Origin of the sequence: Roseobacter phycocola (assembly GCF_042055075.2) — a bacterium.
GTDB lineage: Bacteria > Pseudomonadota > Alphaproteobacteria > Rhodobacterales > Rhodobacteraceae > Roseobacter.
In genome coordinates this window covers 706,688-731,472 of the sequence record NZ_CP194010.1, presented here as the reverse complement: position 1 = coordinate 731,472, position 24,785 = coordinate 706,688, and the positions used below count along the sequence as shown (strand labels likewise).

Sequence of the window (24,785 nt, the reverse complement as noted above, 5' to 3'; positions counted from 1 at the left end):
ACACCAAAACGACGCCCGATGCCAGGGCGCCGGTTATCAGTATCTTCCGTTCCTGCAATTTTGGTTAACGCCGTCAGGAGAATTTCGGTGCAAACGACAGATCGTCTTCTTCTTCGACGGAAGGTTCCGAAGACCGCGGCCTTTTGCGCACCCGCGCTTTGGGACGTCTTGGAACAATGGCGCCATCCGTATCCGCTTCCGGGCGCCCCACGGGCGACACCATCTGCGAAGAGGCATTCTGGTCAGCATTCTCAAAGACAGGAAGAGGAACCTGATCAGAGGTTTCTTCCCGATCGGCGATCTGTTCTTTCAGCGCTTCGACTATATCCAGAAAGCGCATAACAAACGGCTCGGCACCGCTTTTTTCCCAGATTGCCTCGTCTTCACCGCTGTCACGCGCAAGAAGCAGCGAAATCAGGAAAGTCTCCGCAAAAAGCTCATCTGTCTCAGCACGGACACGCCGCAGGACGCGCTCACGGTCGCGTTCCCGCACCAGCATGTCCGCCCGGGTCAGCAGAAGGATTGAACTGGCGTATTTCTCCTGCGGAACGGTCTGCCATACCGCTGCCTCACTCTGGCGCCATGCCTGAGTTGCAGGACTGCACCAAATCACACCATCCGCCAGCGGGAGCATCCGTTCCCAGACCGCCGACGACATGTTCGGATCGGAGATACCGGGCAGGTCAATAATTTCGCAGTGTTTCAGGATCTCTTCCTCGCAAAACACGCGGATATATGCCGTTTCGTCCAGGTCGATGTTTTCCGGTCGCGACAGGTCGCAGGGCATTTCTGTCCCGTCAGGGTGGACGAGAACCGGCTTGCTGTCGCCCCAGGTGATCCATACGGGTGGCAGTTGCGTCGCCACGACCTGAACCGGCAGGTACTCGGAGCCAATCATCAAGTTGGCAAGCGTGCTTTTGCCCGCGCTGAACTCGCCCATGAGAGCAATACGGGGCAGCCTGAATTCACTTTCGTCGGGATGAGAAACAGAAGGGTTCATATCGTTCATCGCGCGGCCAGCCCGTTCAGGATTTCCAGCGCATTCCGGATGTTTTCGTTCCTTTCGCGGGGGGCGTTCTCTGACACGAAAGCGGCCAGCTCGTCCGGGTCCGCCTGCTGCATCCGGGACATTGATGTAAAAACGGACATCTGTTCGCTGAGAAACGCGTCAAATTCCTCCAGAGCTTCATTGCGCACACCTTCGGCGAGATCATCCCGCAGTTCCTGCACAAACGGGTCGGTTTCCGCACGGATCAGTTCAACAAAGCCCTCAGCATAGGCCTGATAGCCCTTGCGCTGATGCCACCACCGTTTCCACCAGCTGCCCTGCAGGTCGAGTGCAATGGTGCGCCCCAGCGTCACCGGCGGCGGCACCTGAGGGGCGCGTGGAAGGGTTATGGGAATATCTTCCGGCCCAAGACCAAAGGCCTGAACATAAAGCTCCGCGATCTGTTCTGCCGCCGTGCGGACTGCATTGTCGAACGCCGCCGTACTTTTGCGGGCAAGCACTTTGTGCGACGAACTGAGCAGCACACGCAGGCCAGCCGGATCATAGGTCCAGGGGCTTTGCTCTCCGAATTTCTCAAGATGCACGATCAGCGAGGAAGTGGCCCTTTCCAGAAAACTGTCCTGCACCCGGTTCATCCGCTCTGAAAACCCATCGAGGATGTCAGCGAATGCCTGTCGAAGTGCGTCACCTGCACGCGACACCGTCTGCTGCATCAGGTTTTCAGCTTCGGCACCGCTCAGGCTTTTCCTGTCCGAGCCGGAAGAAGCAGCTGTTCCGATCAGGCCGGATGCCGCTATCCCGTTGGCAAGATTCAGACCGCTCGCCGCAGCACGATGCAGCATCGCTGCGCCGACGCCGTTTGCGACCCGATCTGCAACAGCGCACTGCAGCTCAGGCAACCCGGAGTATGCCCAGGCAGTCTCGACCGGATCAGTAAGGTCCAGGTCTTCGGCCCCCTCCGGCATTTCCGCGTTTTCCGAACGGTTCTCAAGTGCTGCCCGGCTAGCGGGTGGCAGCATGTCAAGATCACCTTCCAGCGCAGCACAGGCCCAGAGCGCGCTGCCGAAGATGACCCGCGCTTCTTTTGGGCCTTTGTGTTTTTCCAGCGTCGCCGCAATGCTTTCCGAGATTTGCCCGATCTGTGTGGCAGGATCGGAGAGTTCATCGATACGGTTGACAAAAATCAGAACATCACGGGACTTTACGTGCGCGATCAGACGGATAAGAGCCAGGTCCGTCGAAGACAGCGCCTGATGAGCCGACAAAACAACAACGCAAAGCTTACTGTCCCGGATCGCGCGGATGGTAATCTGTTCGCGCATCAGGAAGGTATCATTCACACCCGGTGTATCCCGAACACAAAGCCGGACCGGAAGAGCCGCCCGCTGCATCTGCAGCTCAGCCGACTTGGTGATATCCGCAAACCGTCCCTGTTCATGCGCGCCGGGAGGTTCCGGTTCTTCAAGGTCGTCGCCGAGACACACATAACGCTCGACCAGTTCCTGATCGAAATAGCCGTAGTCGTGTTGTTGACCCAGCAACATCTCAAATTTGCGGCCCAGACGCGCTTTGGATTTCTCGCGCATGCGCGCGACCTGTTCCTTGATTTTCTCCAGCTCTTCATCAGCGCCTGCGCGGCTTGCAAGTTCGCCGATCCGCCCGCCACCGGATACAAGCTTGTCCCACTCACCTTCGTCAAAGAACCGGAACGACGCCGTATTCTCAAAATCCTCGCGTTCCGGATGGAGATGCAGGGACGTCACCACGGAAGTCCAGGGATTAACATCGGCGGGCAGAAGCTCGGTCTGACCGACAAATGCATTCACCAGCGTGGTTTTGCCTGATTTGATCTGACCGATCATGGTGACGCTGGGCTCAAAATTATCGATCTGACGGCGCACACGCGCAGCCCGGCGGGCAGCGTTGTCATCGCCCGCGGCCTCGATCGCGTCCAGTGCGTCACAAAGACGATCCGCATCCTCAGCGAGAAGAGTCAGCTCCGACAGACCAGCCGCAAGCAGCCTGGCTTCGGTGAAGCCCGCCCGGTCAGAGATTTTCATAACGTTCATGCCAGCCCTCCTGGCCAGCGGGACCGGTCAGACTGGAACAGTCTGAACGCGATATGCCTCCATCTGATACGCATGCCTGCCCCCGGGTTGAATTTGCTCACGCCCAAAATGGAGGAAAAATGTGCATACTTTGTGACTATTGGCCGACGGCAGCAGCCCGTTTATCCACGATTTATCTCAAATTGCGCGGTGATGCAGATCACGCGACAGCTGCATGACAATGGCGACGGCATCGGTCGCAGACCGGGTGTCATTTTCCAGCCCCATCAGCACCAGCTTGTCGCTGGCTGCGTAAAGTTCGCTCTCCCATGCCTGCAGCTCTGCACAGCCTGTTTCATCATCCGAGATGGCATCGGTGAGGGCTTCTGAAAGGTCATTGCAGATATCAAAGATCTGACCATGCGCCCCTTCAGCAACGGGCCCGGCAGCACAAAGACGATCGGCATGATCAGAGATAAGTATCCGTACTTTGTCGAGCCCCGGTGCGGGTTGCGGCCCGGCCTCGGCCTCTTCCACTGAGACTGTATCGTCGATTCCATGGCGCTCAAGGAACAGCAAAGCACTGTCCAGATCCGCGCGACGACCCGACGCTGCAATATGCAGAACAGTGTCCGACAGCGCCCTGATCCCGCTCGCTGCGCGCTGCTGTTCGTCAGGGATCTGGCCAACGCTCAGCCCCCCCGCGATTGTGAGAGCTGATGTCGGATAGAGACTGTGAAATTCTTCAGAGGCAATTTCCTGCAGGTCAGCGATGCGTTCATTCAGCTGGCCCGTTTCAACCAACTGGTCGGCTTTCGCGAGCACCAGCAGGCTGTGATCCTTGAGGTGGTCGGGCGCATTGTTCCAGATACCCTCTTCTTCGGGCCCGAAGCGACTGGTGCACCAGATAACAATGTCAGCATGTTCCAGCGCTTCCAGAGCGCGCATTCGGAACGCTGCCGGATCTTTGGGCAAATGCACATCGATCAGACAGGTATCTGCAAGAAATCCGGCGTCCAGATGTGTCGGCTTGCCGCTGCCCGGCAGAGCATGTTGCGGTGCTTCCGCGCCCGGACGCAGAATAATCCTTGCTTCACCACTGTGGCCTGCCACCTCGCCGGGCACACAGAGCAACGCATCACAGAGCGCGGATTTACCACTGCCGGGCGGTCCCAGAACGACCACCCTGACGCCAGCACTCAGCCTGTTGCGCATCTCGGCCGCATGCTCACGCAGAGCATCGCTCAGAGCAGGCGCACTGGTCGCTGCAGCAAGCCGCGCAAGCGTCTGCTCGTATTCAGTCTTATCCAACACGGCGCAGGTCTTCCTTTCGGACGGGGCTGTCGCCAGGCAGTTTCACGTCAACCGCGTCATCAAGCCTGACAAGCGAAAACGACACATTGTCGAGCTCAGGGTCGTCGAGGCTGTCGATGCGCTCCATGAGCCGGTCCGCCATGTCCCTACTTGAGGCACCGGCGTGATCATTCAGGACGGCGGCAATCTCATCATCTGTCAAAAACTGCAGCCCGTCGCTCGCGACGATCAGGATATCTCCGGCTTTCAGCGGCACCGGATCGGCCGGGCAGTCAACCTGAGGGACGCTTTCACCAAAGAGCACTGACGTGAGAATGTTGCGGTCAGGATGGTGGCGCGCTTCTTCGGCTGCCATCAGTCCATTCCGCACCATAAAATCGATCTGCGGGGCCATTGAGTGATCTTCATTCAGTTGCCGCAGCACACCATTGCGGAACAGAAAGAGCGGCGAGTCCCCGATCGAAATCCAATAAAGCTGCCGGTTGACAACCACCGTTGCCACCAGAGTGGACCCCATACCATGCGTTTCAGGGTGCGCGCGCACATGGTCACGAAGACAGGCGTTCGCGGCCATTGCAGCCTCGGTCAGCCGGCTGGTGATTTCCTTTTCAAACTGATCAGGATCGCAGCGCTGGAACATCAGCTCACTGAAGACTTCGGTGACCACAATCTTGCTGGCCACATCACCTGCTGCGTGCCCGCCCATCCCATCGGCAAGCACCGTCAGGCCGATGTCGGAACCGCGTGAATAATCCGCGATTACCGCATCTTCCTGATAGCTGCGGCAGCCCTTGCTGAGCGCCGATGCGGCATCAAAATCAAAACGATGCGGCATGACCATCATCCGTCGTTTCCCATTTGAAATCAGAACCGCAAAGCGCCACGAACCGCAGCGTCGTCTCGCCAATCCGGATCAGGTCCGCGTGATGCAGCTCTTCTGTGGCCAGCACCGGGCGGGCATTGCGCCGGATGATGTTCGATTTGCCACCATGACCGAGATAGAATTTGTTCTGTTCCTCGTCATAAGCAATCGCTGCGTGGTTCTGACGCGAGATGGAATTATCGCCAAAATCCAGGCGGATCATCTGGTCTTCGCCACGTCCGATCATGGACGCCCCGGTAAAAATGCTGAACGAATGTCCGACACCCGGGCCTTCGACCACAACCAGCCAGCCGACCGGGAATTTTTCGTGCTGCGGCGCCGCAGTCGCTTCGTTCACGGTCCCAAACGGGTCCGCCGGATCCGGCTCTCCACGGTTGAAGCCCAGCAGGCGCGTTTTCACCCGCCCTGCCCTGCGACCGGCACGCCCGGCGGCGGGAGCTGGCAATCCCGAAAGATCAGCCGCCGCAGGCGCAGGCGCTTCGGGCACATCCGCCGCTTCCGGCGCCTCCGGCATTTCCGGTGGTATCTCGCTCTGCACCGAGAGCTGCTCACGGGCAAATGCGCTGAGATCAATCTGCGCAGGTGCCGCCGTTTCCGCCGTATCTGTCACAGTATCCACCGGATCCGCATCGCCCGGATCTGTTTCAACAGCTGCTTCGGCACCCGCTTCGGCGTCCACTGCCGGTGCTGCATCCCGCGCCCGTGCCAGCATGGCACTGATGTCAATGTCACCTGCATCAGCCTCGTCTGCAGCATCACCTGCAGGTTCAAAGCTGCCTTCTTCTGATGTGTCGGCGTCCACCTCCGGATCAGCAGCATCCGGAACATCGTCAAAGGCGGCGGGCTCCGCTCTGTCCATTTCACCCGTGTCCACGTCACGCACCTCTTTTACCACGGGTTCGCCAGCGGGCAGCTCAGCAAAGGCATCCGCCGATGCCTCCGGCTCTGCGGGTTCACCAATCAGGTCGTCATAATGCTCATCGCCATCAGTCTGCGGTTCTTCGTGTGTGTCGACGGCAAAGGGGTCCAGCCCCAGCGGGCTGGTATCGGACCGGGCATCCTGCATCGCTTCGCGCAGTGCATCTTCGTCCGGTGCATCCAAAGACGTCGCCTCCCGCGACTGGTTCTGAAATACTTTCCTGAAAAGTGTCATCTGTCCGCCTTTCCGTTTTGTACTGAAGCAGAAAGGGTCATCGGACAGATGCCCTTCCGGTGGTTGATCGGTTCATTTTGATAATCCATGTTCAGCCTCCCAGGCCGCCGCGGTGCACACGCACCGGCTGACTGTCCGACCTGTTCCAGTCTGCTAAACCCTGTTCGAGCATCCGGATCGGCGCCTGAGCAGCGGACTGGACCGGCTCGAACTGCATTGCGACCTGCGTGTAGAAAAAGAAGGAGCAGAAAACGACCGGTACCGTCGCAAGACGGCGTTTGTTAATCGGCCGCATAGCCGGCACGACGCGCTTGGGCTCGGCGGCCTTTTCCGCCTGTTCTGCGCGCATGCGTTGTGCTGCCGCCACAATCCGGGCGTAGGGCGTTTCCCGTACGGGTGTTTCCGGCGCAGGTTCTTCCACGCTGACCTGTTCCTCAGGCCCGGTCACCATGCCGGGGCTTATGTCTTCAGAGACCACTTCGCGCCGCCGCACCACAACGGGCTCGGCAGGTGCCGGGGCTTCGTCTTCTTTTGCAGCCGCACCGCCCTGCCCCTGCTCGATGCCTTCATTGGCAATACGGACAAGCTGCGTGACCGTTTCATCGATCGTGACGTCACTCAGGGCCTGCGCGCGCGCCAGCTCCGCCCTGCGGCTGTGATCAATGGTCAGAGCCCACTCTTCAGCCGACTGGATGCGGTCCGCAGGCACGATGTTCATCGCCCTGTCGATCGCTTTCAGAAATGCGTCGTCATATGCGGGAAACCGGCCCTCCAGGGGCAGGTAGAGGTCCGGCTGATTTGAGGCGAGTGCGGCAAGCCTTGCCTGACTGTTCGGTGGCGCCTCACCTGAGATCAGATGCGACAGGGTCGCAGCCAGCGCATAAAGATCACTGCTTGGCGTCTGCTGACTGCCGGCGACATAGAATTCCTGTGGCGAATAGCCGTCTTTGACGACCAGAACCTGCGACATCACCCGGCTCTTGCGGCTCGCCTCCTCGCGGGCGGCACCAAAGTCGATGAGCACCGGACGCCCCTTGTCATCAACCAGAATATTGTCCGGAGAAATATCCCGGTGCAGCAGATCCTGTGCGTGCACATGTCCGATCGCGTCCAGCAGCGCCAGTGTCATCTCATGCACATCTTCGGGCGGCATTGCGGGACCGTCGTTCTCGATGATCTCGAGAAGGTCTTTGCCATCCACCAGATCCAGCGCCATGTAGGCCGTCTCGTTGTCCTCGAACACCTGATGCACGCCGACAACGCTGGAATGATCAAGCCGCGACAGCGCATGGGCTTCGCGGATGAACAGCTGGACGATTGATTTGAAGTCTTCGGAATAGTTCCGGGTGCGCGCCCGGACTGTTTTGTTGACCCGTGCGCAGAATGCTTCGGGGAAACACTCCTTGATCACAACGGTACGGTTCAGACTGTCGCGCGCGAGATAGGTAATGCCGAAGCCACCGCTCGACAGATACCTGATGATCTCATACTGACCGCTCAGCAGCCGGCTGCCGGGTGGCAGGGCTTCGCTGTATGCCTCTTCGGGCAGGTCTGGGTCCGGAGTTGTCATTGCGCCGTTTTCGATCTGTTACCTGTATACCGCCCGGCCATTCTTTGGGCCGGAGAGGCAGTTTCAGGGACCAGAGGTAGCATTCACGCTGTGACGAAATCATGGCTGAGCCGTGCAACGCGCGTGCCCAGAGCACTGAATTTATTTATAATTTTATCGTGTTTGCGCCGGCGACCCACACAAAAAATCCGCCAGGCGCTTTGCCCGGCGGACCTAAAAAACATTTGCAGATTTTGCAGGTCAGGCGCCCTAAAGCGTGACCCGGGTTGCCTTTCCGGTCTCTTCCGCCACACGGGCAGCGACGGAGGCAACGGCCAGATCCTGCAGACCGACACCGGTACCGTCGAAGAGCGTGATCTGGTCGTCACTGCTGCGCCCGGGGTGGTCGCCGTTGATGACGGCACCGACCGGTGTGATGTCTGTCTCAGCGATCAGCCCGCTGCCCACAGCATGCTGCGCTTCCCCGATCGTGACGGACTGAGCGATTTCATCCGCAAAGACGGTTGCGCCCGCGAGGATCTGCGGGTCCACTTCCTGTTTGCCTTTGGTGTCGGTGCCCATGCAGGCAATATGCGTACCCGGCTTGATCCAGTCGTTCATCATCAGCGGCTCAAAGGCGGAAGTAATTGTGATGATCACATCCGCCTGCGCGCCCAGTTCTTCCTGTGATACGGCCTCAAATTCCAGACCGATCTCTTCGGCAACGGCACCGAGACGCGGCAGCATGTCCGGATGCGGGTTCCAGGCCACCACTTTCTCAAAATCACGCTGCTCTGCTGCTGCCCGCAACTGGAACGTGGACTGATGCCCTGCCCCAACCATGCCAAGCACTTTCGCGTCCCTACGCGCCAGATGCGCAATTGACACCGAGGATGATGCCGCCGTTCTGACTGCGGTCAGGTAGTTGCCGCCAACGAGCGCCTGCAACATGCCCGTATCCGGATCAAACAGGAAGATGGTGGACTGGTGGTTGGTCAGCCCTTTGTCCATATTGCCCGGCCAGTAACCGCCCGATTTAACACCCAGCGTTTTACCCGCCCTGTCAAAACCGGATTTAAAGCCATAGAGCGCATCGGCATATCCGATGGCCTCGCGGATCACCGGGAAATTATACGCATCACCTTTGGCCATGGCACCGAATACGGCCTCTACGGCTGTAAAAGCATCCGCGCTGCTGACAACTTCTGCGCAGATGTCTTCTCCTACGATGAGCAATCCTTCGGACATCGGGTCTTCCTGTCTTTGTATCTGATAAAGATGCGCCCGGGCGGCACCCGGGCGCTGGTCGCTTTGTTGCGGTCCGCGCCGCCTCAGTAGGCTTTGCCGCGCGCTGACACCGGCCAGAGCGTTTCTACCTTGCCGCCCCGCACACCGACGTACCAGTCATGTACATTGCAGGTCGGATCGCAGTGGCCAGGCACCAGCTTCAGTTTGTCGTTGACCGAGAGCACGGCATCCGGGTCGGCGACCACACCATGTTCGTCAGAGCATTTCACGTATTCCACATCATCGCGCCCGAAGATCGTGGGCAAACCGCTGTCCACGGACTGGGCCTTGAGACCCGCGTCCACAATGGCCTTGTCCGCTTTGGCATGGCTCATAACGGATGTCAGGATAAACAGGGCGTTTTCCCACTCACCCTGGTCGATCCGGTTGCCATCCTTGTCCAGGATGCGTCCATAATCCGCATCCATGAACGCATAAGACCCGCACTGCAGCTCATTATAAACGTTCGAGTTGGATTCAAAGTAGTAGCTGCCGGTACCACCGCCGCCAACGATGTCACACTCCAGTCCTTCCGACTTCAGCGTATCCACCGCATCCTGCACCATGTCGATGGCGATCTGTGTCTTGCCCTTGCGCTCTTCATAGCTGTCGAGGTGCTGCATCGCCCCCTGGTACGCCTGAATGCCCGCAAACTTCAGACCCGGGGCAGTATCAATAGCTTTGGCGAGTTCAACGACCTGTGGGGTCGTTGTCACGCCGCAGCGTCCCGCGCCACAGTCGATTTCGACCAGGCATTCAATCTCTGTGCCGTGCCGCGTAGCTGCCTCCGACAGATCCGCCACATTGTCCAACATGTCCACACAGCAGATCGTGCGCGCGCCCAGTTTCGGCATCCGCGCCAGGCGGTCGATTTTTGCAGGCTGCGTGACCTGGTTTGACACCAGCACGTCTTTGATCCCACCGCGGGCAAACACTTCCGCTTCGGACACCTTCTGGCAGCAGACACCGACGGAACCGCCCAGTTTTTCTTGCAGAAGGGCAACGTCGACAGACTTGTGCATCTTGCCGTGGACCCGGTGACGCATGCCGTGTGCTTTCGCATAGTCGCCCATCTTTTTGATGTTGCGCTCCAGCGCATCGAGGTCGAGCACCAGACAGGGGGTCTGGATCTCGCTTTCTTCCATGCCGATGGACGCCGGAATGTCATAGCCGACTTCATAGTCATCGAAGTTTACTTGCTTGTTCATGTCACTCTCTCCTCAGCCCTGCATCCAGGGCAGTTTGTTCAGATCCACATTTCCACCTGTGATCACCACGCCCACCCGCTTGCCGCGGAATACATCCGGGTTGCGCAGGATGGTCGCCATCGGAACCGCACAGCTTGGCTCCATCACAATCTTCATCCGCTCCCAGGTGAGCTTCATGGCGTCGATGATTTCCTGCTCGGAAGCTGTCAGAACATCGGTCACAAAGCTCGACACGAAGTGCCAGGTGTTTTCCTTGAGCGGCACTTTAAGCCCGTCCGCAATCGTGACCGGCGCATCATCAGCAATGATGTGTCCCGCGCGGAAGGATCGTGCGGCATCATCTGCCTGATCAGGCTCGGCTGCGTAGATCTCCATCTGCGGTGCCAGATTGGACAGCGTCAGGCAGGTACCGGAAATCATGCCACCGCCGCCGATCGGCGCGATAACCGCATCCATATTGTCCACCTGGCTCAGCAATTCGAGCGAACAGGTCGCCTGACCGCAGATCACCCGCGGATCGTTATAGGGATGCACGAATTCCGCGCCGGTGCGCTCCTGCACCTCAGCAAAAACGGCTTCGCGGCTGGTGGTCGACGGCTCACATTCGGTAATGATACCGCCATATCCACGCACCGCAGCCTTTTTGGCCTCCGGCGCCGTGCGCGGCATGACCACATGACAGGGAATACCCCGCCGGCCCGCTGCATAGCTCAGCGACAGCGCGTGGTTGCCTGACGAATGCGTCGCAACACCTTTCTGCGCCATTTCATCGCTGAGACCAAACACTGCATTTGATGCGCCGCGGACCTTAAACGCCCCGGCCTTCTGAAAGTTTTCGCATTTGAAAAACAGTTCAGCTCCGGTCAGCTCGTTGAAATACTCCGATGTCAGAACCGGCGTCTCGTGGATGTAGGGCCTGATCCGGGCATGCGCCTCGTGCACATCGTCAATAGTCAGATCAGGGCCCGTGCGTGCGTCCAGCATGATGTCCCCCTCAGGCTGCTGATTTGATGGAGGCACCACTCTTGGCGCGGTAGAATTCCTGAGCGGCCGCAACGCCACTGCCCAGCTCAACCGGATAGTCCAGATCCGCCATCGCCATCTCGACCGTGGCCAGTCCGGACAGGACCATCACATCCGTGAGACTGCCCAGGTGTCCGATGCGGAACGCCTTACCGTTCATTTCGCCCAGCCCGATGCCGAAAGACACACCGTACTGACTGAACGCGTGATCTGTCAGCGCATTGCTGTCAAAGCCCTGCGGCACATAAATCGCACTTACCGTATCCGAATACAGCTCCGGGCTGTGTGCTACGATCTTCAGGCCCCAGGCATCAACGGCGCGACGAACGCCTTCTGCGAGCCGGGTGTGGCGGGCATAAACATTATCGAGGCCTTCCTCGAACAGCATTTTCAGGCTTTCACGCATGCCATAGATCAGCTGCAGCGGCGGTGTATAAGGAAATCCACCCGACGCGTTTGCAGTCATCATGTCCCGGAAATCAAAGAAGGTGCGCGGCAGTTTGGCCTGCTCCATATGATCGAGGGCTTTCTGACTGACACCGAGGATGGCCATACCGGTCGCCAGCATGAACCCCTTCTGCGAGCCGGACACTGCGATATCCACGCCCCAGGCGTCCATTTCAAACGGCATGGACGCAAGCGAACTCACGCAGTCGACGAACAGCAGTGCATTGTGGCTGGCCGCATCCATGGCTGACCTTACGGCGGCGATGTCAGACTTCACGCCTGTCGCGGTTTCATTATGGGTGACCAGAACTGCCTTGATCTCGCCTGCGGTGTCAGCGCTCAGTGCCGCCTCGAATTTGTCCGCGGGCGCGCCTGCCCCCCACGGGCACTCAATGATGCGCACATCCAGACCGTGCCGTTCGCACAGATCGATCCAGCGATGGCTGAACATACCGTAGCGGGCCACAAGCACCGCATCGCCCGGGCTGAGAGTGTTGGAGATCGCGGCTTCCCATCCACCGGTTCCGCTGGCAGGGAATGTAATGACGTTACCATCTTTCGTGCCAAAAACTTTTTTAGTGTCTTCGAGCACCGGCGCAAAGGTTTCAACAAAGTCCGGCGCGCGGTGATCGCGGGTCTGCACCTGCATGGCCAGCCGCAGCCGGTCAGGAATGTTCGTGGGTCCGGGGATAAAGACAGGATTCTGGTCTGACATCGCGGTGTTCTCCTCTGTGACCGTCTGCATAATAAAGGGTAGCGCACCGTTTGCAATTTTCTCGAAAATGTTTTTCAAAAACGGAATTAAATATGTTTTCCACTGTTTTTAAATGTTTTTTCCTTTTTCAAAAAATATTTTCAAAAATCTATTGAAATTATTTTTCATTCCTGCATCCTTTGAGTTAAACGTGATCCCGGGAGGATCAGATTGCAATGACCGTTCAGAAACGCCCGCGCGGCAGGCCAAAATCGCAGTTCCGCGAAAGCTCAGCTGGCACGCTCCAGTCGCTGGACCGTGCCCTCGGCATTCTTGTAGCGGTATCACGCGCTGAACGTGCAACGCTGACGGATCTTTCTCTTTCGCTGGGCGTGCCGACGGCGACCACTCACCGCATCCTCACGACCCTGCAGAAACATGGGTTTGTTGCTTTTGACGAAGAGCATCAGGACTGGGCCATCGGCATTGAAGCCTACCGGGTGGGTGCCGGGTTCATGAACCGCACCAGCCTGACCGAAGTCAGCAGACCGGTCATGCGGTCCCTGATGGAGCGTACCGGCGAGACATCAAACCTGGCCATTCCCGACGGCGCTGAGGTGGTATTCGTGGGTCAGGTCGAAACACCCAACCCGATCCGTGCTTTCTTTTCGCGGGGCACGCGCACGTCGATGCATGCTTCCGGGACGGGTAAGGCCATTCTGTCTGCCCTGCCCGACGACCGCGCACGAAGTCTGCTGATGGGTGCCGGGCTGACACGGTTTACGGAAAACACCCTGACCACGCCCGCAAGCCTGTTCGAGGATCTTGAGCAGACACGTGCACGCGGCTGGTCGTTTGACCGCGAGGAACGCTATGACGGTATGTCGTGCATTGGCTCCGTCATCTACGACGAACATCGCGAGCCCTGCGCCGGCGTTTCGATTTCCGGGCCCAGCACCCGTTTCGGCCACCTGCGCGTCCCGGAGCTCGGCAGCATTGTCGCGGAAGCAGCCTCGGAAATCACGCAGCTGATCGGGGGCAGAATGCCCACAGACCAGCCTTCAGACACAGACAGCTCCCGCGGGGAAAAGCGGGCCATTTAAAATACTTAGCAGACAGGAGCAAAAAATCTTCTCCGGGTACCTTGCGGATATTTCAGGGAAATACCTGCGCCTTCTATCAGGGGTTGCGCGCGCACCGGAAATTATGAGCGGGACGACTTGTCGCAGGTCAGCTGCCCGCTAATTCATCGGGTGAAAGATGAAGGAAATCAGCCGGTCAGTCTCGGGAGGAGGCGCAGGACCGGCTTCAGCCGTGCACTCGGCATTTCCGGCTTTCACCCTGCGAACGGCCTCAGGGCCACAGAATGTACGGGGCATCCCGCCCCTTTCTTGGGAGGAAATATGACAGACAAACTCAACCGCAGAAAGTTCCTGCGCGGCTCCGCGGTTGCGGGTGCAGCTGCACTGGCAACACCGGCGATCGCCGACGGACACGGCACAACACTCAAGATGCAGGCGGCCTGGGGCGGCGGTATCTTTCTGGAGAACGCCAAATCCTTTGCGAACCGCGTCAATGAAATGTCCGGCGGCTCGCTGACCATCGAAGTCCTTTCGGTCGACGCTGTTGTGAAAACCAGCCAGATGCAGGACGCTGTGCACCGTGGCGTTCTGGATGCAGCACACTATGTGCCTGCGTACTGGTACGGCAAATCCAAAGCGGCCTCGCTCTTCGGCACAGGCCCCTGCTTTGGCTGGTCGAGCCAGGAAGTCCTGGGCTGGGTCCACGCAGGTGGCGGCCAGGAACTCTTTGACGAACTGATGGACACACTCCGTCTGAACGTGGTTTCGTTCTTCAACTCTCCGATGCCTGCACAGCCTCTGGGATGGTTCCAGGAGCAGATCACAGATGCATCCCAGATGGACGGCCTGAAGTACCGGACCGTTGGTCTGGCTGCAGACGTTCTGCTGGAGATGGGCATGTCGGTTGTTCAGCTGCCTGGCGGTGAAATTCAGCCGGCGATGAAATCGGGTCTGATCGACGCTGCGGAGTTCAACAACCCGACGTCTGACCGTGACTTTGGCATGCAGGACGTGTCCAAGCACTACCACCTGGCCTCCTACCACCAGAGCCAGGAATTCTTTGAAGTCACGATCAACAAGGACAAGTTCAACGCGCTGTCCGATGATCACAAAGCGATCATCAAAAACGCGTCCATGGCTGAAAACTCCGGCTTCTACTGGGGCAACACCAAGCGGTATTCCGACGACCTGCTGAAACTGCAGGAAGCGGATGGCGTGAACGTGTACCGGACACCGGATTCCGTGATGGAAGCCCAGCTGAAAGCTTGGGATGTAGTCACAGAACGCATTGCAAACGATGATCCATTCTTTGCCAAGGTGATGGAATCGCAGAAGGCCTACGCCAAAAATGTGATGAACTACCTGAACCTGAACCAGCCGGACTACAAACTGGCGTACAACCATTACTTCGGTTAAGCCGTTCAATTCCAAACAATTTCCGGGCGCCCGACACATCCGGGCGCCCGGCATCTGAACACAGGGCACCCGCGCCGGTGCCCGGCCATACGTCGCAGGGGGAGCCGACCTGATGAAATTCGTTCACGCCATTGAAGGGCTGAGCCTGTGGGTGGGACGCGCCTTTGGCTGGTGCATCCTGATCCTGACACTCTCGGTATCTTACGAGGTATTTGTCCGCTACGTGCTGAACGCACCCACCGTCTGGGCATTCGACATGATGATCCAAATGTACGGGGCCCTGTTTCTGATGTGCGGCGCCTATGCGCTGGCCCAGGATACGCATGTGCGCGCAGACGTCGTGTATCGCCTGCTGCCGGTCCGGGTGCAGGCTGGCCTCGATTTCCTGCTCTACTTCCTGTTCTTTTTCCCCGGGATCATCGCACTTGTGTGGTTCGGGTACGAAATTGCATCCGACAGCTGGCGCTACAAGGAAGTCAGCTTCAACAGCCCTGCCAGCATCCAGATTTACTTCTTCAAGTCGCTCATTCCGGTCGCTGGTGGTCTGCTCATGATCCAGGGTCTGGCGGAGCTTGTCCGCTGTGTCATGACCCTTCGCACCGGCGTGTGGCCCGAGCGCCTCGCGGATGTGAAAGAGACCGAAGACCTGCTCTCGGAGGCTGATCTGAACGAGATCGCCGCCATTCACCCGGCTGAAAAATAACCACGCTGACGCGCACAGAAAGACATCAAGATGACAAATCCCGAAGTTGCCCTCCTCATGCTGGGCCTGTTTATCGTGCTGGTCCTGCTGGGTTTTCCGATCGCTTTCACGCTGCTCGCGATGGGTGTTGCCTTTGGCTACTACGCCTATCACCAGGGTGGTCCGATTGAGAGCTTCAGCGACATCTTCAACAACAATATTTTCTATCTGCTGAACCAGAACACCTATTCTGTGATGGAAAACCCGACGCTGGTGGCAATCCCGCTTTTTCTCTTTATGGGATACGTGGTTGAACGTGCCAACATCGTCGACAAACTGTTCTTCTCGCTCTACCAGGCAGCGCGCAACCTTCCCGGCAGCCTCGCCATTGCGGCACTGCTGACCTGTGCGGTCTTCTCGACAGCATCGGGCATTGTGGGTGCGGTTGTGACACTGATGGGCCTTCTTGCTTTCCCGGCTATGGCGAACGCAAATTACAACAAGAGCTTTGCATCCGGCGTCATCTGCGCGGGCGGCACTTTGGGCATCCTGATCCCGCCGTCGATCATGCTGATTGTCTATTCGGCGATTGCGGATCTTTCGCCGCTGCGTCTCTATGCTGCTGCGGTATTCCCCGGTCTGCTGCTCGCAAGCCTCTACATCGTCTACGTGATTGTGCGTGTCTGGTTTAACCCTGCCCTCGCGCCAAAACCCCAGGATGACGACGTACCGCCCCCGCGGCAGATTTACATGAACCTGCTGGTCAGTTTCGTCCCCCTGACCGTGCTGATCGCACTTGTGCTCGGGTCCATCCTGGGCGGGCTTGCAACACCTGCGGAAGCCGCCGCAATGGGCGCATTGGGCGGGATGATCCTCGCGGTGCTTTACCGGTCCATGACGTGGACGAAACTGAAAGAAAGTGTCTTTCTGACCGCCAAGGCGACCGCGATGGTGTGCTGGCTTTTCGTTGGCTCCTGGACATTCGCGTCCGTCTTTTCGTACCTCGGCGGCCACGACATTATCGCTGACTGGGTTGGCGGCATGGATCTGGAACCCTGGCAGTTCCTCGTTCTTGCACAGCTGATCATCTTCCTGCTGGGCTGGCCGCTGGAGTGGTCCGAGATCCTGATCATCTTTGTGCCGATCTTCCTGCCCCTGCTCGAAGTCTTCGGCGTGAATCCATACTTCTTTGCGATGCTCGTGGCGCTCAATCTGCAGACGTCGTTCCTGACGCCACCTATGGCTATGTCGGCCTACTACCTGAAGGGCGTTCTGAAGAAACAGATCGAACTGATGGACATCTTCCGCGGGATCATGCCGTATCTCGGCATCGTGATCCTGACCATGGTGCTGATGTATCAGTTCCCCGGCATCGCATTGTGGTTCCCTGACTATCTCTTTGGTGAATACATCCCGTGAAGATCAAACCACACAGCCTGAGCGCGCAGGAGGCGGCATCATTTATCGCCTCCGGCCAGCTGAAGTCCGTCCAGCTGGTGCGCTCCTGTCTTGACCGTATCGAAGAGACCGACGGCCGCATCGGTGCCTGGGCACATCTGGACGCCGATGCTGCACTCGAACAGGCCGCAGAATGCGACCGCATCCGGGAACGCGGTCTGGCGACAGGTCCGCTGCACGGCATTCCGGTCGGTCTGAAAGACATCATCGACACATGCGACATGCCGACAGAACGCGGCACCCCGATCTTTGCCGGGCGTCAGCCGGATGCGGATGCCCGGGTGGTGGAAATGCTGCGTGAGGCCGGTGCGGTGATCATGGGCAAGACGGTGACCACCGAACTGGCCTTTGTGCATGCCAATGAAACGCGCAATCCGCATAACCCGGACCATTCGCCCGGTGGCTCATCAAGCGGGTCGGCGGCGGCTGTCGCGGCCGGACAGATACCACTTGCGATCGGGACGCAGACCAATGGCTCCGTCATCCGTCCTGCTTCTTTCTGCGGTACGTTTGGCTTCAAGCCGACGCGCGGGATGATCCCCCGCTCCGGCGTGCTCCAGACATCCGTGTCGCTGGACCAGCTGGGCACCTTCGGGCGCACACTGGGCGATGTCGCCATGCTGGCGGATGCCATCAGCGGGTACGATCAGCGCGATCCGGAAAGCTTTGCCCGTGCCCGGCCCGATATGACCTCAGGCGCCGCTACAGAAGCACCGGTAGAACCCAACTTCGCCTGGCTCAACCTGCCCTTCAATGACCGTCTGACCGAAGCTGCGGCAGAGGGTCTCGAGGGCGTGATGGATGTGCTGGGCGACGGGCGCGTTGAGAAAATGGACGCAGCAGACCAGCTGGGTGAGCTGGTTGCAGTGCAGGCGCGGATCCATGAATACGAGATATGCCAGCACCTCAAAGAAACCTTTGACGCCCACTGGGACGCGCTCAGCGACACGCTGAAGCCCGTCCTGGAACGTGGACGCGCAATCGGCCGCGCGGAATACGAAGACGCGCTGGCTGTCAAAGCCTCGGCGGCCAGTTTCTTTGATGACTTCTTTTTGGATTACGACGCGATCATCGCGCCGTCAGCCGCCGGAGAAGCGCCACTCTTTGGCAACGGGACGGGTGATCCGATTTTCTGTACGCTGTGGACACTGGCAGGGCTGCCTTCAGTCACGCTGCCCCTGCTGGTGGGTGAAACAGGTCTGCCGGTCGGTGTGCAGCTCATCGGCGCCGTGGAGAAAGACGACCGGCTGCTGCGCACCGCGCACTGGCTGCAGAAACACATCGCGGCTCAGGCCGCCTGATCGGAAGGACAAGACATGTCTTATGGTATCAAACTGGTGATGGGCCTGATCGGCACCGCCCTGCTCTGCATCTTCGTCGGCGGGCTGTCGCACAGTATCTCAACCGGGTTCGCCGGCTTCTGGGGTGGCTTTCCGTTTATGGTGATTGCCATCATCGTCTGCGGCATGGCGCTCTATGACTACTGGGACGAATGCGTCCGCAAAAAGAAGTAAGCCATGAGCGACCGGCCCCGTCTCTGGATCACGCGTAAGCTGTCGGATGCGACCATCGAACGCGCGATGCGTGACTATGATACCGTCGTAAATATGGAGGATACGCCCGGTACTGCAGATGATCTGATCCGGGCCAGCGCGGAATTCGATGCCATTATCCCCTGCCATTCGGAACACTTCAGCGCTGATGTGGCGGCACGGCTTGACCCGCGGTTGAAAATCATCGCCAATCATTCCGTGGGTGTCGATCACTGTGATCTGCCTGCCCTGCACGCGCGCGGCATTGCCGTGACCAACACACCCGATGTTCTGTCAGACGCCACAGCGGAGCTTGCGATGCTGCTGATGCTGGGGGCCGCCAGACATGCGGTCGCCGGTGACCACATCGTACGCACCGGCGCATGGGATTTCTGGTCGCCGTCGTTCATGGTTGGCAAACAGCTCACCGGTGCCCGGCTGGGTATTGTCGGTATGGGGCGGGTCGGCCAGGCATTTGCCGCCAAGGCGCGCGGATTTGAAATGGATATCCATTACTACAACAGGTCTGAGCTACCGGACGCACGTGCGCAGGGGGCCACCTATCATGCGACGGTCGAGAGCCTGCTGAGCGTGTCAGACTTTCTGTCCCTGCATTGCCCTGCCACCCCGGAGACAACCGGGCTGATGAATGCAGAGCGCTTTGCGCTGTTGCCCGAGGGCGCTGTGATAGTGAATGCAGCCCGCGGTGCGCTTGTGGATGAAACAGCGCTGATGGCAGCCCTCGACAGTGGGCGGCTTGCTGCCGCAGGTCTGGACTGTTTCCAGACGGAACCCGGGGGCAATCCCGCTTTCGCGTCCTATGACAACATCTTCATGCTGCCCCATATCGGCAGTGCGACGACGGCCACACGGGATGCCATGGGTTTCCGGGCTCTGGACAATCTGGACGCGTTTTTTGCAGGCAGGACGCCCGGCGACCTGCTCTGAACGACAGGTGACATTCAATAGATGACAATCAAAAAAGGCGCCCCGCGGGCACCTTTTTTCGGTCGGGTGCTCCGGTCTTTACGAACCGTCCAGGCGGACCGCATTACCGGTACCCTGCTCTTGAGCGGAGAACCCCATTTCGTCGAGAGCAAAATCTGCGCCGACCGCGATCACGGCCAAAGCGACAAAGGCCAGAAGCATCGTCTTCATGATGAACCTCCTGAGCCTGCCTGCCTGGCTTCCACTTCGTCGACCCACAGACTGTGGTGTTCGCGCGCCCACTGGAGTTCGACCTCGCCGGAACCCATTGCGTCATAGGCGCCTTCCATACCGACCGAGCCAATGTAGATATGCGCCAGAATGATGCCCATCAGAACAAAACTGACGATGGCGTGCCACAGCTGCGCAAACTGCATTTCTTCGTGCGGTGCAAGATCGGTCCGCAGGTCCGCAAAACCCAGCATCTGAGGAAGCCCCAGTGCGTTCAGCTTTTCGAAGGTTGCGGCGAACATCGGCAGCTCAAACGGGAACAGCAGCGACAGCCCGGATGCGGAAATGGACCCGCCCAGCAGGATCACCGACCAGAAGATTATCTTCTGACCCGCATTGAATTTTTTGGCCGGAGGGTGACCACCACCAAGAATGCCACCGCCTTTCATCAGCCAGTTGATATCCGTGCGGTCGGGCAGATTGTGCACGACCCACAGCACGAAAACGAACACCAGTGCGATCATGAAGGCCCAGGACACGTTGTTGTGCACCCATTTGCTGGCAACCGCGATGGTTGAGAATGCCTCGTGTCCGAACGCCGGTATGAGGAATTTTCGCCCGGCCAGCGACACCAGCCCGGTTATTCCTAGCAGAATAAAGGAGCCGGCGAGCAACCAGTGCGAAAACCGTTCAAACGCCTTAAACCGTGTGATCGTGCGCCCTGTCTTCTCTCCATCGATCCGGATGCGGCCGCGCAGCAGAAAGAACAGCGCCAGAAGCACCAGCGTCACACCAAGAAACCCGGTGCCCCAAGTCAGAAGCGGTCCCTGCCGGAACGTCAGCCAGCGCATACCTCCGTCCTGGATCAGAACGCCTGCGGCCGGCCCCCGCACCTGTGTCGTGATATCTGCTGCGTCAAATCGCAGCGCGCGCCACAGATCAGGGTCAGACGCGCCGCCTCGTGTTCCAAGAAGCGCGGACGGGTCAGCGCCCGAAGCACCGCCTGTGTTTTCACTGCGGAAACTGTTGTCGACCTTCAGACCCTGCTGACGGGCCATGATGTCTTCGAGTGTCTGCGCACCGCCGGTTGCAGATCTGTCAGGCGCGGGTGCCGCTTCCTGGGCAACAGCGCTGAAACTCACGATGAGGGAGAAGAAGAGAGCGACGAAGAGACGAAGCATGCGAACATCCCATGTATGTAATAACGGGGCGACGCTCCTGCGCCGCCCCTGATCAGGTACTACTGATAGTAGTGCAACGGCTGAATAAGTCAGCCGCCTTTCTGGTCGTAGGCTGTGCCCCAGCCCCAGGCGCCTGAGCCGAAGCCGCGGGCGACGACGCGCTCGCGGTAGATGCTCGACACCACATCGCCGTCCCCTGCGAGCAGGGCCTTGGTCGCACACATTTCCGCACAGATCGGCAGTTTGCCTTCTGCAATACGGTTGCGGCCATATTTGGCGAATTCAGCTGTGGAGTTGTTCTCCTCAGGACCACCGGCACAGAAGGTACATTTGTCCATCTTGCCCCGGCTGCCGAAGTTACCCGCTTGCGGGAACTGCGGTGCACCGAAGGGGCATGCATAAAAGCAGTACCCGCAGCCGATGCAGAGGTCCTTGGAGTGCAGAACCACACCCTCTTCGTTCTGGTAGAAACAGTCTACCGGACATACCGCCATACAGGGCGCGTCCGAGCAGTGCATACAGGCAACTGAGATCGACCGTTCACCCGGTTTGCCGTCATTGATGGTGACGACCTTCCGGCGGTTGATACCCCATGGCACCTCATGCTCGTTCTTACAGGCTGTGACACAGGCGTTGCATTCAATGCAGCGTTCAGCGTCGACGAGAAATTTTGCTCTTGCGGCCATTTTTCATGTCCTCCCTTATGCTGCCCAGATTTTGCAGAGAGTGGCTTTCGTCTCCTGCATCTGGGTTACGCTGTCATAGCCATAGGTCTGTGCGGTGTTGGTCGATTCACCCAGAACGTACGGGTCGGCACCTTCCGGATACTTGCTCCGCAGGTCCTCTCCTTCGAGGTGTCCACCGAAGTGGAAGGGCATAAAGGCAACGCCCGATGCGACCCGTTCGGTGACCATGGCCATAACCTTGACCTTGCCGCCTTCGGGACCTTCGACCCAGACCTGTTCGCCATCACGGATACCAAGGTTGTTGGCATCACGCGGGTTCACTTCGACAAACATGTCCTGCTGCAGTTCCGCAAGCCACGGGTTGGACCGTGTCTCGTCACCACCACCTTCATATTCGACCAACCGGCCAGAGGTCAGCACGATCGGATAATCCGCGGAGAAGTCGTTTTCCTGGATCGACTTGTACATTGTCGGCAGGCGCCAGAACTTCTTGTCCTCGTAGGTCGGATAGTCGGCCACAAGGTCGCGGCGGTTGGTGTAGAGCGGTTCGCGGTGCACCGGCACCGGATCCGGGAAGGTCCAGACGACCGCGCGGGCTTTTGCGTTCCCGAAGGGCGCACAGCCATGCTTGATCGCTACCCGCTGGATGCCGCCCGAGAGGTCGGTTTTCCAGTTGGTTTTTGGTCCCGCAACCGCATCAATCGCGGCGCGCTCTTCTGCGGTCAGGTCACCGTCCCATCCAAGGTCCATCAGCATCTGCATGGTGAACTCAGGATAGCCGTCCTGGATTTCCGCACCCGGGTTGGACACGCCTTCTGCGAGAAGGTTGTCCCCGTCCCGCTCGACGCCAAAGCGCGCCCGGAAGGCCAGACCGCCCTCTGCCACCGGCAAGGACATGTCATAGAGGTTCGGTGTCCCGGGGTGGTTCATCTCTGCGGTGCCCCAGCTCGGCCATGGCAGACCATAATAGTCACCGTCTGCCGGTCCACCTATGGCGCGCAGCGACGTGCGGTCAAAGGTGTGCTGGTTTTCCATGTGCATCCGCAAACGCTCAGGCGACTGACCGGTATAGCCGATGGTCCACATACCGCGGTTGAATTCGCGGGTGATGTCCTCGATCAGAGGTTCCTCACCGTTGACTGCGATATTCCGGAATATCTTGTCCGCAAAACCGAACTTGGTGGCGAACTTGTGCATGATCGTGTGATCCGGCAGCGATTCAAAGAGCGGCTCAACCACTTTCTCACGCCACTGCAGCGACCGGTTGGACGCCGTCACAGAGCCATAGGTTTCGAACTGTGTACAGGCCGGCAGCAGATAGACACCGTCCTCGCGGTCATGCAGCACCGCGGAAACCGTCGGATACGGGTCAACAACGACCAGCATATCCAGCTTCTCCATCGCGGTCTTCATTTCCTTCATGCGGGTCTGCGAGTTCGGCGCATGCCCCCAGAAGACCATGGCACGGGTGTTATCCGGCTGGTCCATGTTCTCAGCATCCTCAAGCACGCCGTCAATCCAGCGCGACACGGGGATACCGGTCTGGTTCATCATCTTCTTGTCGCCGAATTCAGCGTCCGAGAAGCGACCCTTGAGCCAGTCGAGGTCTTCTTCCCAGACACGAGCCCAGTGCGCCCAGGAACCGTCGGACAGGCCATAGTAGCCCGGCAGCGTGTTCGCCAGAACACCAAGGTCCGTTGCACCCTGCACGTTGTCGTGGCCACGGAAGATGTTGGTGCCGCCACCAGCGGTGCCCATGTTGCCGAGAGCCAGCTGCAGAACACAATACGCACGGGTGTTGTTGTTCCCGTTGGTGTGCTGCGTGCCGCCCATACACCAGATCACGGTGCCGGGACGGTTGTTTGCGAGAGTCCGCGCAACGCGCTTGAGCTGGCTGCCGGGTGTGCCGGTAACGCGCTCGACCTCTTCAGGTGTCCATTTGGCCACTTCTTCCTTGATCTGGTCCATGCCCCAGACACGGGTCCGGATGAACTCCTGGTCTTCCCAGCCATTCTCAAAGATGTGGTAGAGAATACCCCAGATCAGCGCCACGTCTGTCCCCGGACGGAACCGGACATATTCGTCAGCATGGGCCGCCGTACGCGTGAAGCGCGGGTCACAGACAATGAACGGCGCATTGTTCTGCTCTTTGGCACGCAGCATGTGCAGCAGCGACACCGGGTGCGCTTCTGCCGGGTTGCCGCCGATCAGGAAGATCGCCTTGGAATTGTGGATATCGTTGTAGCTGTTGGTCATGGCGCCGTAGCCCCATGTGTTCGCCACACCGGCCACTGTCGTCGAGTGACAGATCCGCGCCTGGTGATCCACGTTGTTGGTGCCCCAGTAGGCCGCGAACTTGCGGAACAGGTAAGCCTGTTCGTTGTTCGACTTGGCCGAGCCGAGCCAGTAGACAGAATCCGGTCCGCTTTCGTCGCGGATTTTCATCATCCCGTCGCCGATCTCATTGATCGCCTGATCCCATGAGATACGGACCCATTCGCCGTTCTCTTTCTTCATGGGGTACTTCAGGCGGCGCTCGCCGTGGGCGTGTTCGCGCACAGCTGCACCTTTGGCACAGTGAGCGCCAAGGTTGAACGGACTGTCCCAGCCGGGCTCCTGCCCCGTCCAGACACCGCTCGCAACTTCTGCAACGACGGTACATCCCACCGAGCAGTGCGTGCAGACGGATTTGATCGTCTCAACGGCACCGTTCACGGCTGTCGCAGCCGACGCCTGCGTGACGGTTCCGCCGGTTGCCACTACGGCCGCCAGCCCGCCAATGGCGAGACCTGATCCGCGCAGAAATGCGCGACGGTCCACTGATGTGGATGCTGCCTGCGCCAGGATGTTTGTCCGTCCTGCCCGCTGACCGACCGAATTGGTCTTTTTCCTTAACATGGTTTCCTCCCTTGCTGCCCCTCTGAGGTGGCTCGGTTATTTGAATTTCTGAGCGTCAGGCTCTGGCGCTGTAAGGC

At 59.0% G+C, this 24,785-nt stretch carries 21 protein-coding genes; 7 read left to right on the top strand and 14 right to left on the bottom strand.

The annotated features are described in order from the left end of the window. Positions 1-73 precede the first annotated feature (73 nt). From AB4K19_RS03625 to bhcA, 10 genes are all read right to left on the bottom strand, one after another. Entirely contained in the window at positions 74-1,009 is a 936-nt protein-coding gene (locus AB4K19_RS03625) for a dynamin family protein (RefSeq protein ID WP_375230574.1), read from the bottom strand. Next, positions 1,006-3,078 (bottom strand): dynamin family protein, encoded by a 2,073-nt coding sequence (locus AB4K19_RS03620; protein ID WP_375230573.1) that lies wholly within the window; start codon positions 3,076-3,078, stop codon positions 1,006-1,008. Before AB4K19_RS03620 ends, AB4K19_RS03625 begins: the two co-directional genes overlap by 4 nt. Before the next feature lie 177 nt (positions 3,079-3,255). Next, entirely contained in the window at positions 3,256-4,371 is a 1,116-nt protein-coding gene (locus AB4K19_RS03615; RefSeq protein WP_436399071.1) for a GTPase domain-containing protein, read from the bottom strand. After that, positions 4,361-5,206 carry a PP2C family protein-serine/threonine phosphatase gene (locus tag AB4K19_RS03610; RefSeq protein WP_375230570.1) on the bottom strand — a complete coding sequence of 282 codons (846 nt, stop codon included), beginning with the start codon at positions 5,204-5,206 and terminating at the stop codon, positions 4,361-4,363. Before AB4K19_RS03610 ends, AB4K19_RS03615 begins: the two co-directional genes overlap by 11 nt. Further along, positions 5,190-6,407 (bottom strand): FHA domain-containing protein, encoded by a 1,218-nt coding sequence (locus AB4K19_RS03605; RefSeq protein WP_375230569.1) that lies wholly within the window; start codon positions 6,405-6,407, stop codon positions 5,190-5,192. The genes AB4K19_RS03610 and AB4K19_RS03605 overlap by 17 nt, the downstream gene beginning before the upstream one ends. A 91-nt stretch (positions 6,408-6,498) precedes the next feature. Further along, positions 6,499-7,977 carry a serine/threonine-protein kinase gene (locus AB4K19_RS03600; protein ID WP_436399070.1) on the bottom strand — a complete coding sequence of 493 codons (1,479 nt, stop codon included), beginning with the start codon at positions 7,975-7,977 and terminating at the stop codon, positions 6,499-6,501. 249 nt (positions 7,978-8,226) lie between these two features. Further along, positions 8,227-9,204 (bottom strand): iminosuccinate reductase BhcD, encoded by a 978-nt coding sequence (gene bhcD, locus AB4K19_RS03595; RefSeq protein ID WP_375230567.1) that lies wholly within the window; start codon positions 9,202-9,204, stop codon positions 8,227-8,229. 83 nt (positions 9,205-9,287) lie between these two features. After that, positions 9,288-10,451 (bottom strand): 3-hydroxy-D-aspartate aldolase BhcC, encoded by a 1,164-nt coding sequence (gene bhcC / locus AB4K19_RS03590; protein ID WP_375230566.1) that lies wholly within the window; start codon positions 10,449-10,451, stop codon positions 9,288-9,290. 12 nt (positions 10,452-10,463) lie between these two features. Continuing rightward, positions 10,464-11,435 (bottom strand): beta-hydroxyaspartate dehydratase BhcB, encoded by a 972-nt coding sequence (bhcB, locus tag AB4K19_RS03585; protein WP_375230565.1) that lies wholly within the window; start codon positions 11,433-11,435, stop codon positions 10,464-10,466. A 10-nt stretch (positions 11,436-11,445) separates the two neighbouring features. Next, entirely contained in the window at positions 11,446-12,636 is a 1,191-nt protein-coding gene (bhcA, locus tag AB4K19_RS03580) for an L-aspartate--glyoxylate aminotransferase BhcA (RefSeq protein WP_375230564.1), read from the bottom strand. A 215-nt stretch (positions 12,637-12,851) separates the two neighbouring features. Here bhcA and AB4K19_RS03575 point away from each other — a divergent pair, with 215 nt between their 5' ends. From AB4K19_RS03575 to AB4K19_RS03545, 7 genes are all read left to right on the top strand, one after another. Beyond that, entirely contained in the window at positions 12,852-13,718 is an 867-nt protein-coding gene (locus AB4K19_RS03575) for an IclR family transcriptional regulator (RefSeq protein WP_375230563.1), read from the top strand. 300 nt (positions 13,719-14,018) lie between these two features. Next, positions 14,019-15,113, top strand: a complete 1,095-nt coding sequence (locus AB4K19_RS03570; protein WP_375230562.1) for a TRAP transporter substrate-binding protein — start codon at positions 14,019-14,021, stop codon at positions 15,111-15,113. A gap of 112 nt (positions 15,114-15,225) precedes the next feature. Beyond that, the gene (locus AB4K19_RS03565; RefSeq protein WP_375230561.1) at positions 15,226-15,816 is read left to right on the top strand and encodes a TRAP transporter small permease subunit; all 591 of its coding nucleotides are present in this window, start codon (positions 15,226-15,228) and stop codon (positions 15,814-15,816) included. Between the two features lie 30 nt (positions 15,817-15,846). Beyond that, complete coding sequence (locus AB4K19_RS03560) at positions 15,847-17,214, top strand: TRAP transporter large permease (RefSeq protein WP_375230560.1); 1,368 nt, start codon at positions 15,847-15,849, stop codon at positions 17,212-17,214. After that, the gene (locus AB4K19_RS03555; RefSeq protein WP_375230559.1) at positions 17,211-18,554 is read left to right on the top strand and encodes an amidase; all 1,344 of its coding nucleotides are present in this window, start codon (positions 17,211-17,213) and stop codon (positions 18,552-18,554) included. Before AB4K19_RS03560 ends, AB4K19_RS03555 begins: the two co-directional genes overlap by 4 nt. A 15-nt stretch (positions 18,555-18,569) precedes the next feature. Then, entirely contained in the window at positions 18,570-18,767 is a 198-nt protein-coding gene (locus AB4K19_RS03550) for a hypothetical protein (RefSeq protein ID WP_375230558.1), read from the top strand. Between the two features lie 3 nt (positions 18,768-18,770). Next, positions 18,771-19,733, top strand: coding sequence for a 2-hydroxyacid dehydrogenase (locus tag AB4K19_RS03545; protein WP_375230557.1), 963 nt, complete (start codon positions 18,771-18,773; stop codon positions 19,731-19,733). Between the two features lie 78 nt (positions 19,734-19,811). Here AB4K19_RS03545 and AB4K19_RS03540 read toward each other — a convergent pair whose 3' ends face one another. The 4 genes from AB4K19_RS03540 to AB4K19_RS03525 all read right to left on the bottom strand — a co-directional run bounded on the left by AB4K19_RS03540 (position 19,812) and on the right by AB4K19_RS03525 (position 24,708). Next, positions 19,812-19,943 carry a hypothetical protein gene (locus AB4K19_RS03540; protein WP_436399066.1) on the bottom strand — a complete coding sequence of 44 codons (132 nt, stop codon included), beginning with the start codon at positions 19,941-19,943 and terminating at the stop codon, positions 19,812-19,814. Then, complete coding sequence (locus AB4K19_RS03535) at positions 19,940-21,124, bottom strand: formate dehydrogenase subunit gamma (RefSeq protein WP_436399065.1); 1,185 nt, start codon at positions 21,122-21,124, stop codon at positions 19,940-19,942. The genes AB4K19_RS03540 and AB4K19_RS03535 overlap by 4 nt, the downstream gene beginning before the upstream one ends. Positions 21,125-21,213: 89 nt before the next feature. After that, entirely contained in the window at positions 21,214-21,810 is a 597-nt protein-coding gene (fdh3B, locus tag AB4K19_RS03530; RefSeq protein WP_159975708.1) for a formate dehydrogenase FDH3 subunit beta, read from the bottom strand. Positions 21,811-21,825: 15 nt separating this feature from the next. Then, positions 21,826-24,708: a formate dehydrogenase subunit alpha gene (locus AB4K19_RS03525; protein WP_375230555.1), complete on the bottom strand. Its 2,883-nt coding sequence runs from the start codon at positions 24,706-24,708 to the stop codon at positions 21,826-21,828. Positions 24,709-24,785 lie beyond the last annotated feature (77 nt).

Bases quoted from the DNA above. Each gene is read 5' to 3' on its own strand.
- AB4K19_RS03550 (WP_375230558.1), top strand. From the start codon at position 18,570: ATGTCTTATGGTATCAAACTGGTGATGGGCCTGATCGGCACCGCCCTG.
- AB4K19_RS03565 (WP_375230561.1), top strand. From the start codon at position 15,226: ATGAAATTCGTTCACGCCATTGAAGGGCTGAGCCTGTGGGTGGGACGC.
- bhcA (WP_375230564.1), bottom strand. From the start codon at position 12,636: ATGTCAGACCAGAATCCTGTCTTTATCCCCGGACCCACGAACATTCCT.
- bhcB (WP_375230565.1), bottom strand. From the start codon at position 11,435: ATGCTGGACGCACGCACGGGCCCTGATCTGACTATTGACGATGTGCAC.
- AB4K19_RS03545 (WP_375230557.1), top strand. From the start codon at position 18,771: ATGAGCGACCGGCCCCGTCTCTGGATCACGCGTAAGCTGTCGGATGCG.
- AB4K19_RS03625 (WP_375230574.1), bottom strand. From the start codon at position 1,009: ATGAACGATATGAACCCTTCTGTTTCTCATCCCGACGAAAGTGAATTC.
- AB4K19_RS03620 (WP_375230573.1), bottom strand. From the start codon at position 3,078: ATGAACGTTATGAAAATCTCTGACCGGGCGGGCTTCACCGAAGCCAGG.
- AB4K19_RS03525 (WP_375230555.1), bottom strand. From the start codon at position 24,708: ATGTTAAGGAAAAAGACCAATTCGGTCGGTCAGCGGGCAGGACGGACA.
- AB4K19_RS03575 (WP_375230563.1), top strand. From the start codon at position 12,852: ATGACCGTTCAGAAACGCCCGCGCGGCAGGCCAAAATCGCAGTTCCGC.
- AB4K19_RS03605 (WP_375230569.1), bottom strand. From the start codon at position 6,407: ATGACACTTTTCAGGAAAGTATTTCAGAACCAGTCGCGGGAGGCGACG.
- AB4K19_RS03610 (WP_375230570.1), bottom strand. From the start codon at position 5,206: ATGCCGCATCGTTTTGATTTTGATGCCGCATCGGCGCTCAGCAAGGGC.
- AB4K19_RS03600 (WP_436399070.1), bottom strand. From the start codon at position 7,977: ATGACAACTCCGGACCCAGACCTGCCCGAAGAGGCATACAGCGAAGCC.
- fdh3B (WP_159975708.1), bottom strand. From the start codon at position 21,810: ATGGCCGCAAGAGCAAAATTTCTCGTCGACGCTGAACGCTGCATTGAA.
- AB4K19_RS03535 (WP_436399065.1), bottom strand. From the start codon at position 21,124: ATGCTTCGTCTCTTCGTCGCTCTCTTCTTCTCCCTCATCGTGAGTTTC.
- bhcD (WP_375230567.1), bottom strand. From the start codon at position 9,204: ATGTCCGAAGGATTGCTCATCGTAGGAGAAGACATCTGCGCAGAAGTT.
- AB4K19_RS03570 (WP_375230562.1), top strand. From the start codon at position 14,019: ATGACAGACAAACTCAACCGCAGAAAGTTCCTGCGCGGCTCCGCGGTT.
- AB4K19_RS03540 (WP_436399066.1), bottom strand. From the start codon at position 19,943: ATGAAGACGATGCTTCTGGCCTTTGTCGCTTTGGCCGTGATCGCGGTC.
- AB4K19_RS03560 (WP_375230560.1), top strand. From the start codon at position 15,847: ATGACAAATCCCGAAGTTGCCCTCCTCATGCTGGGCCTGTTTATCGTG.
- bhcC (WP_375230566.1), bottom strand. From the start codon at position 10,451: ATGAACAAGCAAGTAAACTTCGATGACTATGAAGTCGGCTATGACATT.